General features: G+C 69.7%; 9 protein-coding genes. 8 read left to right on the plus strand and 1 reads right to left on the minus strand.

Going from position 1 to position 12618, the window contains the following annotated elements; genetic code table 11:
• Positions 1–4 precede the first annotated feature (4 nt).
• Genes tal through ACFY10_RS13725 form a run of 6 tightly spaced genes read left to right on the plus strand, consistent with a single transcriptional unit; the run spans position 5 to position 6755 of the window.
• Complete coding sequence (gene tal / locus ACFY10_RS13700; protein ID WP_390665265.1) at positions 5–1150, plus strand: transaldolase; 1146 nt, start codon at positions 5–7, stop codon at positions 1148–1150.
• Entirely contained in the window at positions 1147–2700 is a 1554-nt protein-coding gene (gene zwf / locus ACFY10_RS13705) for a glucose-6-phosphate dehydrogenase (RefSeq protein WP_390665266.1), read from the plus strand. Before tal ends, zwf begins: the two co-directional genes overlap by 4 nt.
• Positions 2697–3632 (plus strand): glucose-6-phosphate dehydrogenase assembly protein OpcA, encoded by a 936-nt coding sequence (gene opcA, locus ACFY10_RS13710; RefSeq protein WP_390665267.1) that lies wholly within the window; start codon positions 2697–2699, stop codon positions 3630–3632. The genes zwf and opcA overlap by 4 nt, the downstream gene beginning before the upstream one ends.
• Positions 3625–5283, plus strand: coding sequence for a glucose-6-phosphate isomerase (gene pgi, locus ACFY10_RS13715; RefSeq protein ID WP_390665268.1), 1659 nt, complete (start codon positions 3625–3627; stop codon positions 5281–5283). Before opcA ends, pgi begins: the two co-directional genes overlap by 8 nt.
• A 1-nt stretch (position 5284) precedes the next feature.
• Positions 5285–6160 (plus strand): phosphogluconate dehydrogenase (NAD(+)-dependent, decarboxylating), encoded by an 876-nt coding sequence (gnd, locus tag ACFY10_RS13720; protein WP_390665269.1) that lies wholly within the window; start codon positions 5285–5287, stop codon positions 6158–6160.
• Positions 6161–6167: 7 nt separating this feature from the next.
• Complete coding sequence (locus ACFY10_RS13725; RefSeq protein WP_390665270.1) at positions 6168–6755, plus strand: histidine phosphatase family protein; 588 nt, start codon at positions 6168–6170, stop codon at positions 6753–6755.
• Between the two features lie 15 nt (positions 6756–6770).
• On the opposite strand, the gene ACFY10_RS13730 is transcribed toward ACFY10_RS13725, so the two are convergent.
• On the minus strand, positions 6771–8045 hold the full coding sequence (locus ACFY10_RS13730; protein ID WP_390665271.1) for a lipase family protein: 1275 nt from the start codon (positions 8043–8045) through the stop codon (positions 6771–6773).
• A 323-nt stretch (positions 8046–8368) separates the two neighbouring features.
• Between ACFY10_RS13730 and ACFY10_RS13735 the strand changes: the two genes are divergently transcribed.
• A complete protein-coding gene (locus ACFY10_RS13735; RefSeq protein WP_390665272.1) occupies positions 8369–11248 on the plus strand; it encodes a peroxidase family protein in 2880 nt (959 codons plus the stop codon).
• Positions 11245–12612 carry a hypothetical protein gene (locus ACFY10_RS13740; RefSeq protein ID WP_390665273.1) on the plus strand — a complete coding sequence of 456 codons (1368 nt, stop codon included), beginning with the start codon at positions 11245–11247 and terminating at the stop codon, positions 12610–12612. The genes ACFY10_RS13735 and ACFY10_RS13740 overlap by 4 nt, the downstream gene beginning before the upstream one ends.
• Positions 12613–12618: the final 6 nt, after the last annotated feature.

The following is a 12618-nucleotide window of genomic DNA, read 5'->3' on the forward strand; positions in this document are numbered from 1 at the left end:
GAGGATGATCAAAGTGACCGAAGCAACCGCGACCGCGGGAGCACTCAAGCGCCTGTCCGACGAGGGCGTCTCCATCTGGCTGGACGACCTGTCGCGCAAGCGGATCGAGTCCGGGAACCTCGCCGAACTCGTCGAGACCAGGCACGTGGTGGGCGTGACCACCAACCCGTCCATCTTCCAGGCCGCCATCGGCTCCGGCGAGGGCTACGAGGAGCAGCTCGCCGACCTGGCCGTCCGCGGTGTCACGGTAGACGAGGCCGTACGGATGATGACCACCGCCGACGTGCGCGCCGCCGCCGACATCCTGCGGCCCGTCTACGACGCCACCGGCGGCCGCGACGGCCGGGTCTCCATCGAGGTCGACCCGCGCCTCGCCCACAACACCAAGGCGACGATCGCCGAGGCCAAGCAGCTCGCCTGGCTCGTCGACCGCCCGAACGTCATGATCAAGATCCCGGCGACCAAGGCGGGCCTGCCCGCGATCACCGAGGTCATCGGCCTCGGCATCAGCGTCAACGTCACGCTGATCTTCTCCCTGGAGCGCTACCGCGAGGTCATGGACGCCTACCTGGCCGGCCTGGAGAAGGCCGCCGCGAAGGGCCTCGACCTCTCCACGATCCACTCCGTGGCTTCCTTCTTCGTCTCCCGCGTCGACTCCGAGATCGACAAGCGCCTGACGGTTCTGGGCACGGACGAGGCCCTCGCCCTCAAGGGCAAGGCCGCGCTCGCCAACGCACGCCTCGCCTACGAGGCCTACGAGGACGTCTTCACCGGTGACCGCTGGACCGCCCTCTCCGGTGCCAAGGCCAACCGGCAGCGCCCGCTGTGGGCCTCGACCGGCGTGAAGGACCCCGCCTACAAGGACACGCTGTACGTGGACGAGCTGGTCGCACCCGGCACCGTGAACACGATGCCGGAGGCCACTCTGAACGCCACCGCCGACCACGGCGAGATCACCGGCGACACGGTGACCGGCGGTTACGCGCAGGCTCGCGCCGACATCGCCGCCGTGGAGACACTTGGTATCTCCTACGACGAGGTGGTGCAGCAGCTCGAGGACGAGGGCGTCGCCAAGTTCGAGGTGGCCTGGCAGGACCTGCTGGACGCGGTGACGAAGTCCCTGGACAGCAAGGGAGTTGAGACGGAATGACCGAGGAAGCTGTGGTCGGGCCGGCGCTCGACTGGACCAACCCCCTGCGCGACGAACGCGACCGCCGGCTCCCGCGCATCGCGGGCCCGTCCGGACTCGTCCTCTTCGGCGTCACCGGCGACCTGTCCCGCAAGAAGCTGATGCCCGCCGTCTACGACCTCGCCAACCGCGGCATGCTGCCCCCGGGCTTCTCGCTCGTCGGGTTCGCCCGCCGGGACTGGGAGGACCAGGACTTCGCACAGGTCGTGCACGACTCGGTCCGTGAGCACGCGCGCACCGAGTTCCGCGAGGAGGTCTGGCAGCAGCTCGCCGAGGGCATGCGGTTCATTCCGGGTGACTTCGACGACGACTCGGCCTTCGAGCAGCTGCGCAGCACCGTCGACGAGCTCGACAAGGCGCGCGGCACGAGCGGCAACTACGCCTTCTATCTCTCCGTACCGCCGAAGTTCTTCCCGAAGGTCGTCCAGCAGCTGAAGAAGCACGGCCTCGCGGACGCGCCCGAGGGCTCCTGGCGGCGCGCGGTCATCGAGAAGCCGTTCGGGCACGACCTGACGAGCGCCCGCGAGCTGAACGCGCTCGTGCACGACGTGTTCGAGCCGGACCAGGTCTTCCGCATCGACCACTACCTGGGCAAGGAGACCGTCCAGAACATCCTGGCGCTCCGCTTCGCCAACCAGATGTACGAGCCCATCTGGAACCGGTCGTACGTCGACCACATCCAGATCACCATGGCCGAGGACATCGGCATCGGCGGCCGGGCCGGCTACTACGACGGCATCGGCGCCGCCCGTGACGTCATCCAGAACCACCTGCTCCAGCTGATGGCGCTCACCGCCATGGAGGAGCCCATCGCTTTCGACGCCGAGTCGCTGCTCACCGAGAAGCTCAAGGTGCTGAAGTCGGTGCGGCTGCCGGAGAACCTGGGCGAGCACACGGTTCTGGCGCAGTACGCGGAGGGCTGGCAGGGCGGTGCGAAGGTCCTCGGCTACCTCGAGGAAGACGGCATCGACCCGAACTCGAAGACCGACACCTACGCGGCCATCAAGCTGGAGGTGGACAACCGCCGCTGGGCGGGCATCCCCTTCTACCTGCGCACCGGCAAGCGCCTGGGCCGCCGGGTCACCGAGATCGCGGTCGTCTTCAAGCGGGCGCCGCACTCCCCCTTCGACTCCACCGCCACGGAGGAGCTCGGGCAGAACGCGATCGTCATCCGCGTCCAGCCGGACGAGGGCATGACGGTCCGGTTCGGCTCGAAGGTGCCGGGCACCTCGATGGAGATCCGGGACGTGTCGATGGACTTCGCGTACGGCGAGTCCTTCACCGAGTCCAGCCCGGAGGCGTACGAGCGCCTCATCCTGGACGTGCTGCTCGGCGACGCCAACCTGTTCCCCCGTCACCAGGAAGTGGAAGAGTCCTGGAAGATCCTCGACCCGATCGAGGAGTACTGGGCGCGGCACGGCAAGCCGGCGCAGTACCCCTCGGGCAGCTGGGGACCCGAGGAAGCCGACGAGATGCTCGCACGAGACGGACGGAGCTGGCGCAGGCCATGAAGATCGACCTGACCGACACCACGGCAAGCAAGATCAACAAGGCGCTGGTGCAGGGCCGCCGCGCCATCGGTACACCGGCCGTGGGCATGGTCCTGACGATGGTCATCGTCACGGACGAGGAGAACGCCTACGACGCGATCAAGGCGGCCGAGGAGGCCTCGCACGAGCACCCCTCGCGCACCCTGGTCGTCATCAAGCGGCACGCCCGCACCCCGCGCGACCGCATGGCGTCCAAGCTCGACGCCGAGGTCCGGGTCGGCGCGGACGCCGGCACCGGCGAGACGGTCGTGCTGCGCACCTACGGCGAGGTGTCCGACCACGCCGACTCGGTCGTCCTGCCGCTGCTGCTGCCGGACGCTCCGGTCGTCGTGTGGTGGCCGGTGGACGCCCCGGAGGTGCCCGCCAAGGACCCGCTGGGCGCGCTGGCGCAGCGCAGGATCACCGACCTGTACGCGGTCGAGAACCCGCTGGCGGCCCTGGAGCAGCGGACCCGCTCCTACGCGCCCGGTGACACCGACCTGGCCTGGACCCGGCTGACGCCGTGGCGCTCCATGCTGGCGGCGGCCCTGGACCAGGCCCGCACCCGGATCGTCTCCGGGGCCGTGGAGGCCGAGGCCGACAACCCGGCGGCCGAGCTGCTGGCGCGCTGGCTGGAGGCGCGGCTGAACGTGAAGATCGACCGCGTGGTCACCGCGGGACCGGTCGTCACGGCCGTCCGCCTGGGCACCGAGCATGGCGAGATCGTCATCGACCGCCCCGAGGGCCCGCTGGCCACGCTCACCCTGCCGGACCAGCCCTCGCGCACCCTCGCGCTGAAGGTCCGCACCACCTCCGAACTCATCGCCGAGGAGCTCAGGCGCCTCGACGCGGACGAGATGTACGCCGTCGCCCTGCGGGGCGAGGCCACCAAGGAGAACGTCTCCCATGTCTGACTCCCCGAAGCTGACCCGGCGCCCCGAGTGGACCGCCTTGGAGGACCACCGCGCGGATGCGCTGCAACGCCCGCGGCTGCGTGAGCTGTTCGCGGCCGATCCCGCGCGCGCCGAGCGGTACGTGGTGCGCGTCGGCGATCTGCGCATCGACTACTCCAAGCACCTGGTCAACGACGAGACCCTCGCCCTGCTGCAGGAACTGGCCGCCGCCACCGACGTGTTCGGGCTGCGCGACGCCATGTTCCACGGCGAGAAGATCAACGTCACCGAGGACCGGGCGGTGCTGCACACCGCACTGCGCGCCCCGCGGGACGCCGTGATCGAGGTCGACGGCGAGAACGTCGTCCCCCAGGTCCACGCCGTCCTGGACAAGATGAGCGACTTCGCCGAGCGGGTCCGCTCCGGCGCCTGGACCGGCCACACCGGCAAACGCATCAGGAACGTCGTCAACATCGGCATCGGCGGCTCCGACCTCGGCCCGGCGATGGCGTACGAGGCGCTGCGCACCTTCACCGCACGGGAGTTGACGTTCCGCTTCGTCTCCAACGTGGACGGCGCCGACCTCCACGAGGCGGTGCGCGACCTCGACCCGGCGGAGACGCTGTTCATCGTCGCGTCGAAGACGTTCACCACGATCGAGACCATCACCAACGCCACGTCGGCCCGTTCCTGGCTGCTGAACGGCCCCGGCGGGCTCGGCGAGGAGAAGGCGGTCGCCAGGCACTTCGTGGCACTGTCGACGAACGCCGGCAAGGTCACCGAGTTCGGCATCGACCCGGACAACATGTTCGAGTTCTGGGACTGGGTCGGCGGCCGCTACTCCTTCGACTCGGCGATCGGCCTCTCGCTGATGATCGCGATCGGCCCGGACCGGTTCCGGGAGCTGCTCGACGGCTTCCACATCGTCGACGAGCACTTCAAGACCGCACCCGCCGAGGCCAACGCCCCGCTGATCCTGGGCCTGTTGGGCATCTGGTACGGCAATTTCTTCGGCGCCGAGTCCCATGCGGTGCTGCCGTACAGCCACTACCTGTCGAAGTTCACGGCGTATCTGCAGCAGCTGGACATGGAGTCCAACGGCAAGTCGGTCGACCGCGACGGCCATGTGGTGGGCTGGGAGACCGGTCCGGTGGTGTGGGGCACCCCCGGCACCAACGGGCAGCACGCCTACTACCAGTTGATCCACCAGGGCACCCGGCTCATCCCCGCGGACCTGATCGGGTTCGCCCGCCCGGCGGCCGAGCTGAGCGGCGAACTGGCGGCCCAGCACGACCTGTTGATGGCCAACCTGTTCGCGCAGGGCCAGGCGCTGGCCTTCGGCAAGACCGCCGACGAGGTGCGCGCGGAGGGGATCCCCGAGGAGCAGGTGCCGCACCGCACCTTCCAGGGCAACCACCCCACCACCACCATCCTGGCGAAGGAACTCACCCCCTCCGTCCTCGGCCAGCTGATCGCCCTCTACGAGCACAAGGTGTTCGTCCAGGGCGCCGTCTGGAACATCGACTCCTTCGACCAGTGGGGCGTCGAGCTCGGCAAGGTCCTCGCCAAGCGCGTCGAACCCGCCCTCACCGAAGGCGCGGACGTCCCCGGCCTCGACCCCTCCACCACCGCACTAGTGGCCGCCTACCGCGACCTCAAGGAAGGCAACTGAAATGCAGCTCGGTCTCATCGGTCTCGGCAAGATGGGCGGCAACATGCGCGAGCGGATCCGCCGCGCCGGCCACACCGTCATCGGCTACGACCGCAACCCCGACCTCTCCGACGCGGCGAGTCTCGCCGAGCTGGTCGACAAGCTCGAAGCCCCGCGCGTGGTCTGGGTGATGGTCCCGGCCGGCGGCCCCACCCAGTCGGTGGTGGACGAGCTCGGCGGGCTCCTCTCCCCCGGCGACACCGTCGTCGACGGCGGCAACTCCCGCTGGACGGACGACGAGAAGCACGCCGAGGAGCTCGGCGCCAAGGGCATCGGCTTCGTCGACGCGGGCGTCTCCGGCGGCGTGTGGGGCCTGCAGAACGGCTACGCGCTCATGGTCGGCGGCGACAAGGAGCACGTCGACCGCCTCAAGCCGATCTTCGAGGCGCTCAAGCCGGAGGGCCCGTACGGCTATGTCCACGCGGGCAAGGTCGGCGCCGGGCACTTCTCCAAGATGGTCCACAACGGCATCGAGTACGCCATGATGCAGGCCTACGCCGAGGGCTGGGAGCTGCTGGAGAAGATCGACTCGGTGGACAGCGTGCGCGAGGTGTTCCGCTCCTGGCAGGAGGGCACGGTCATCCGTTCCTGGCTGCTCGACCTGGCGGTCAACGCCCTCGACGAGGACGAGCACCTGGACAAGCTGAAGGGCTTCGCGCAGGACTCCGGCGAAGGCCGCTGGACCGTCGAGGCGGCCATCGACAACGCCGTCCCGCTGCCCACCATCACCGCCTCCCTCTTCGCGCGGTTCGCGTCCCGGCAGGACGACTCGCCGCAGATGAAGATGATCGCGGCGCTGCGCAACCAGTTCGGCGGGCACGCCGTCGAGTCGAAGTAGGCGCACCGTGGGGGACCTTCTCCTGGTCCGCCACGGCGAGACGGAGTGGAGCGTGTCGGGACAGCACACCAGCTGGACCGACCTGCCCCTCACTCAGCACGGTGAGGAGCAGGCCAAGTCGCTCGCTCCACTCCTCTCGCAGCGGACCTACGCACTTGCCCTGACCAGCCCGCTCGGCCGCGCGATACGCACCGCCGAACTCGCGGGCATCCCCGCGGCCGCCGTCGAGCCCGACCTGCACGAGTGGGACTACGGCGCCTACGAGGGCATCACCACCGTCGAGATCCACCGCACCCGCCCCGACTGGTACCTGTGGACCGACGGCGTGCCACCCGGCCCGGACGGGCACCCCGGCGAGTCCCCCGAACAGATCGGGCAGCGCGCCGACCGCGTGCTGGCCCGGGTCGACGCGGCGCTCCCCGACGGGGACGTGGTCCTCGTGGCACACGCCCATTTCCTACGGGTGCTGACGGCCCGTCGGCTGGGTCTGGACCCGGCGGACGGACGGCTCTTCCAGCTGGCGACGGGCACCGTCAGCCGCCTGTCGACCGAGCACGACCGCCCGGTGATCGCCGAGTGGAACACCCGGCCCTGACTCCCCCGGCCCGGGCTACAGAACGTCCCCGAACTCGCTCAACACCCCAGGCGGGGCAAGCGCGTTGACGTAGTGGCCCGGTCCGTGGTCGTCGAAGGAGTACTTGAACGGGATGGTGCGGGTCAGCGCCAGCCGGGTCGCGAAGAACGCCAGCGGCGCCACCACCGCGAGACCCGCCAGGCTGTCCATCTGGGGGTAGTGCAGGCCCGGTTCGGCGACCTCCGTCCAGCCCTCACCGCCGGCCCGCAACAGGGGCTGCACGGACCGCCGGAACCCTTCGGTGACGCGGACCAGCAGCCCGCCCCAGTCCCGGTCGACGGCCGTGCGCAGGACGTCGACCGGCAGGGTCAGGCTCTCGATCGCCGAGTCGGCGGCGAAGGTGAGCGTCGCGTCGACGGGGCCGTGCCGCCTGCGGTAGTGGAACTCGCGGCCGAAGGGGGCGTACGGGCCGACCGGCCGCGGCGGCAGGGCGGGCACGACGTCCCGGTCGAAGATGTAGCGGAGCATCCGGTCGCGCAGCACGTAGTTGTCCAGCGGTCCGGGTGTCTCCTCGCAGGCGCGGGCCAGGTCGGGGCCGCCGACCATGGGCTGGCCGAAGGTGTAGACACCCTTGAGCTTGTCGGCGATGTGCCGGTAGCGGGGCTCGTGCACGATGGTGACCGCCATGATCGCGGCCATGGCGGCGCCGAGGCTGTGCCCGGTGATGTAGAGGGCCTCCAGGCCGCCGCCGCGCGTCCCCTGCTCCTCGGGATTCAGGGACTCGCCGCGCACGGCGCGCTCCAGGGCCTCGATGATCAGGTGGCGGGTGGCGCGGACGTTGCGGTAGAAGCCGGCGTGGACCTCGTACTTGCGGCCCTCCAGTTCGACGGTGAGCATCTCCGGCCGTACGTCGGCGTCGGTGAGGATGCTGATGACGTCCTCGGGCTGGGTGCCGCGGTAGCAGAGGATCGCCACCCTGCGGTCCTTGTCCTGGACCAGATAGGCGGCGGACGCGATGTACATGGCGTCCACGCGCTGCTCGAAGGCCCGGCAGCCGTTCTCCTCCAGGCCGAGCCGCGCCATGATCATGGCGACGGTCTCCACGTCGCTGTGCTGCTCGAACCCGGCGTACGCATAGGCCGCACAGGTCGCCAGCACGTGCGGCACGACTCCGTCCGGGTCGGGCTGGTGCTTGTCCTCGACGAGCCGTTCCACCAGGTCGGGGTAGACCGGGAAGCTGCTCGGATCGGTCTCCGGCTTGCACGGGCGCAGCGCGGCATAGCTGGGCCCTTTGACGTATGTGTCCCGCATCTGGGACCTCCCCCGGGACGTCTGCAGGTGATGGGCACCCACCATGGCCCCGAACCGTCACCGGGAAGGAGTCGTTCCCCGGCCACGGCGGGCGCGGCAGGTGGGGTTGCTGGGGAAGGAAAGCGTCCGCGGGGCGGGCACGGGAGATTACGGCTCCCTCACACACCCGCCTGACGTGCGCAAACACGACTCACCGCGCAATTGTCCGCATGGGGCGCAAGGTGGCGCACATCGGCGCGAACCATCGCTGTGAGCGCGCCTCGGCCGCCAGTAGCGTGCGGGGCCCTGTCCCGTACGTATCCGTGCGCGTGAGGAAACGACCGATGGCCGAGACCGGGCAGCAAGAACCGCAGTACGAGCGGTACGAAGGCGGTAGTCCCGAAGCGGAACGGCTGGTGTTCGAGCAGCTGGCCGCCGAGTTGATGAAGGTGCAGGTCAGGAACCGGCGGGCGGGGGGCGGTGGGATCTCCCGGACCTTCCATGCCAAGGCGCCGGTGGCCGTTGACAACGCGCGGCTGCGCTTCCACGACGACCTCCCCGCCGCGCTGCGCGTGGGGTTCGCCCAGCCGGGCGCCGAGTATCCGGTGACGGTGCGGCTGTCCAACGCGAGCGGGATCCGGCAGGGCGACGGCTCGCCCGACCTGCGCGGGGCCGCCGTACGCGTGCAGGTGTCGGACGAGGAGAGCCACGACCTGCTGGCGACCAGCTATCCCGTCTCGCACGCCCGCAACGCACGGGAGTTCGTGGCCTTCGCGAAGGCCATGGCGGGCGCCAAGAGCCCCGTGCAGAAGGCGTTCGGGCTGTTCGTGAAGCTGCCGCTGGCCGTGGGCCTCGGCACCGCGAACCGCATGCGCCGCAATGTCCAGGCCGCCACCCGGCACACCGTCAACTCCTTTGCCAACGAGACGTTCTGGAGCCGCGGCGCGGTTCTGTGGGGCGAGGCGGGACCGGTGCGGTTCCTGTTCCGGCCGGCCCCCGGCACCCCCGCGGCACCCGCTCCGGACCGCCGGGACCCGGACGCCCTGCACCGGGAGTTCACGCGCCGGCTGGCACAGGGCGACGTCTCCTACGACCTGTGCGTGCAGCGGTTCGTCGACGAGCGGCGCACTCCGGTCGAGGACGCCTCGGTGGAGTGGAAGGACGGAGTGTCGCCCGCGATCGCGATCGCCCGCCTCACCATTCCCGGCCAGGACCTGAACACCGCCGAGGCCCGCGCGACCGCCCGCCGGATCGAGGACCTCGCCTTCAACCCCTGGTACACGACGGACGACTTCCGTCCGCTCGGCAACATCAACCGGGCCCGGAAGGCCGCCTACCAGGCGGCGAGCGCGCATCGGCTGGGGCTGAAGTTCGTCACCGAGGAGCCCCTGCGCAACCGCATCCTGGGCCGCCCGATGGAAGCGGCCTTCGCGCTGCTGAACCGGTATGTCCCCTGGCACCGGCTGCCATTGCAGCTGAGCCTGCTGAACCTGGTGTTCCTGCGCAAGGTGCTGCGCCGCCGCAACCTGGTCGACACCGAGCTGCGCGAGGCACCGCCGAAGGCCCAGCGGGTGCCGGCGCCGATCCCGGAGCAGCTGCGCGGCGAGCGGTCCTACGACGGGACGTACAACGATCTGTCGGCCCCGAAGATGGGCGCGGTGGGGGCCACCTTCGGCCGCAATCTGAAGCCGGACTACCGACCCGACCTCTTCGACACCCCGAACCCGGTCACCGTCAGCCGCGAGCTCCTGTACCGCGAGGCGTTCGTGCCGGCGACCTCCCTCAACATCCTTGCCGCGGCCTGGATCCAGTTCCAGGTGCACGACTGGGTCAACCACCGCCGCTACAAGCCCGGCGAGCGCAGCGTCGAGGTGCCGCTGCCGCCCGGCAGCGGGCCCTGGCACAACACGCCCGGCGGGCCCGGCGAGAACGTGATGCGGTTCGTGGAGAACGAGGGCATCGAGGTGCCCGGCCGGCCCCCGATCCTCTTCGCCAACAACGCCTCCCACTGGTGGGACGGCTCCGAGGTGTACGGCGAGGACGAGCAGACCGCCCGCTTCCTGCGCGAGGCCGACGGGCGCGCCGAACTCCGCCTGGAGGACGGCCACCTGCCCGGCGGCAGCAACGGTCACATCCCGCTCACCGGTTTCAACGAGAGCTGGTGGATGGGCCTGAGCGCCATGCACACGCTGTTCGCCCGCGAGCACAACGCGGTGTGTGCCGCGCTGCGCGCCGAGTACCCGTCGATGAGCGAGGAGCGGATCTACCAGACCGCCCGGCTGGTCGTCTCCGCACTGATCGCGAAGATCCACACGGTGGAGTGGACGCCGGCGATCCTCGCCACCGAGGCGATCGACATCGGGCTGCACACCAACTGGCAGGGCCCGCCGAAGAACTGGCTGAACCAGCTGGGACTGTGGCTGTTCGAGGCGCATTCGCTGGTGGGCATTCCGAAGACGGTGCCGGACCACCACACGGCGCCGTACTCGCTGACCGAGGACTTCGTCACCGTCTACCGGATGCACCCGCTGGTCCCGGACGACTTCGAGCTGCGTGAGCACCACTTCGGGCAGCGCATGGAGACGGTGGGCTTCCTGGACATCCAGGGCGGTGCGGCGGAAGCGCAGATCCGCAAGACGGGCCTCGCGAACACCCTCTACTCGTTCGGCATCGCCCACCCGGGCGCGATCACCCTGCACAACTACCCGCGCTCGCTGCAGCAGTTCGAGCGGGACGGGGAGATCATCGACCTGTCGGTGGTGGACCTCGTACGGACCCGTCGGCGTGGCGTCCCGCGCTACAACGACTTCCGCGCGGGCCTGCACAAGCAGCGCATCCGCTCCTTCGAGGAACTGACGGAGAACGCGGAGACCTTGGCCCGGCTCAAGGAGGTCTACAGCTCGGTCGACGAGATCGACACCGTGGTCGGGCTGTTCGCGGAGAACCCGCCGACCGGCTTCGGGTTCAGCGACACCGCGTTCCGCATCTTCATCCTGATGGCCACGCGGCGCCTGCAGTCCGACCGTTTCCTCAACGTCGACTACCGGCCCGAGGTGTACACGCCGCTGGGCATCGACTGGGTGGAGCGGGGCGGCATGAGCTCCGTCATCCTGCGGCACTGCCCGGAGCTGGCGGCGCTGCTGCCGCGCGGGGCCAGCGCGTTCGCGCCGTGGCGGACGGTGCGGCCGACGAGCGACGGGGACATGCACGGAGGCCGTGAATGAGCACCGCCAACGGTCACCCGGGGCTGGCCGACCTGTTCGGCCGGCCCCTGCTGGACACGGTCTGGCACCGGCGCACCCACCGCGTCAGCCGGGGCGCCTCGGTGCCGGCCGGGTCGATGAGCTACCGCTCCCCGCACACCCAGCAGCCGCTGTCGGAGCTGGAGGAGGCGGTGCTGATCGCGATCACCGGCTGTACGGGCCTCACCATGCCGGACCGCCCCTTCGAGGACCCGCGCGACGGCAAACCCATCATGGCCAAGCCCAACCTGACCATGGCGGGCCGCACCGCGGGCAGCCCGGACAACGCGCAGGGCACCCACTTCTTCATGATCAACGACACGGGTACCTACTACCTGCGGAAGCTGCCACCGGCTCCTCAAGAGCCCTTCGACGCCGAGACGTTGGCGGCGCGGGCAGCGCAGTCCAAGGTGAAGGTCCTCGACCACCGGCTCGACGTACCGCAGAACAGGCGGGACTTCCCTGCGTACCTGGACTCGAACCGATTCCTGTCCAACCTGTCGGGGACGACGGTGTTCTTCCCTGTCGTCGACCTGTCCCATCAGTACATCAACGCGTTGATGTACCTCCTGACCCAGCCGGACGGAGCACGTCCGACCCTCGTCGACGACCGCAACTTCTACCGCCCCGCCGGCGTGAAGAAGTGGGTCAAGAACGGCTTCCTGAACGGCGACCTGAAGCTCCCGCTCGGCGCACTCGGCCCGATGCGCACCCAGATCGAGGCGGACCTGCTGCTGCAGAACCTCATGCTCACGGCGGAGGGAATGGGCCTCGGCGCCTGGATCCACGCGTCGATCAACCCCCAGATCGCCCTGGGAGACCCGAAGTTCTCACGGGCGTACGGCAAGATGCTCGGCTTCACCTTCGTCACCCCGCGCTGGCGGCTCGCGGACGTATGGCGCTGGCACGTCCCGCTGCCGAAGTACGCGACCCTGCGCTCGCACCCGGTGGGGCTCACCTCCCGGGACGGCGAAGCCCTCATCGCGGCCGCATGTCCGCCCGCGCACAAGTCCATGTCGGACGCCGTGGATTCGGTGATCGGCTCGAAGTTCGGCACCGGCGGCGTCTACACCGACAAGGACGTCTTCACCCGCATCTACAAGGAGGACTACGGCCAGCGCTATCTCGCGGAGGCGAGCGAGTACGAGGAGCGGGTGATCGACTGCGCCCGCGACATCTGCGAATACGTCATCCGCACGCATCGCCGGTTCCCGGCGCACACGGACGCGATCCATGTCCCGGGCATCTGGCTGCAGACCCACCACGTGGAACGGGAGTACTACGAGCGGTTCTTCGTGAACGGGCTGACGGACACCCACCGGCGGCATGCGGAGCTCTGGGATTAGAGTCCC

It is taken from the genome of Streptomyces sp. NPDC001401, from assembly GCF_042895385.1.
In the GTDB taxonomy this organism is placed as follows: Bacteria; Actinomycetota; Actinomycetes; order Streptomycetales; family Streptomycetaceae; genus Streptomyces.

Excerpts from the sequence above, each read along its gene's own strand:
- zwf (WP_390665266.1), top strand. The coding sequence starts at position 1,147 with ATGACCGAGGAAGCTGTGGTCGGGCCGGCGCTCGACTGGACCAACCCC.
- ACFY10_RS13735 (WP_390665272.1), top strand. The coding sequence starts at position 8,369 with ATGGCCGAGACCGGGCAGCAAGAACCGCAGTACGAGCGGTACGAAGGC.
- tal (WP_390665265.1), top strand. The coding sequence starts at position 5 with ATGATCAAAGTGACCGAAGCAACCGCGACCGCGGGAGCACTCAAGCGC.
- opcA (WP_390665267.1), top strand. The coding sequence starts at position 2,697 with ATGAAGATCGACCTGACCGACACCACGGCAAGCAAGATCAACAAGGCG.
- ACFY10_RS13740 (WP_390665273.1), top strand. The coding sequence starts at position 11,245 with ATGAGCACCGCCAACGGTCACCCGGGGCTGGCCGACCTGTTCGGCCGG.
- ACFY10_RS13730 (WP_390665271.1), bottom strand. The coding sequence starts at position 8,045 with ATGCGGGACACATACGTCAAAGGGCCCAGCTATGCCGCGCTGCGCCCG.
- pgi (WP_390665268.1), top strand. The coding sequence starts at position 3,625 with ATGTCTGACTCCCCGAAGCTGACCCGGCGCCCCGAGTGGACCGCCTTG.
- gnd (WP_390665269.1), top strand. The coding sequence starts at position 5,285 with ATGCAGCTCGGTCTCATCGGTCTCGGCAAGATGGGCGGCAACATGCGC.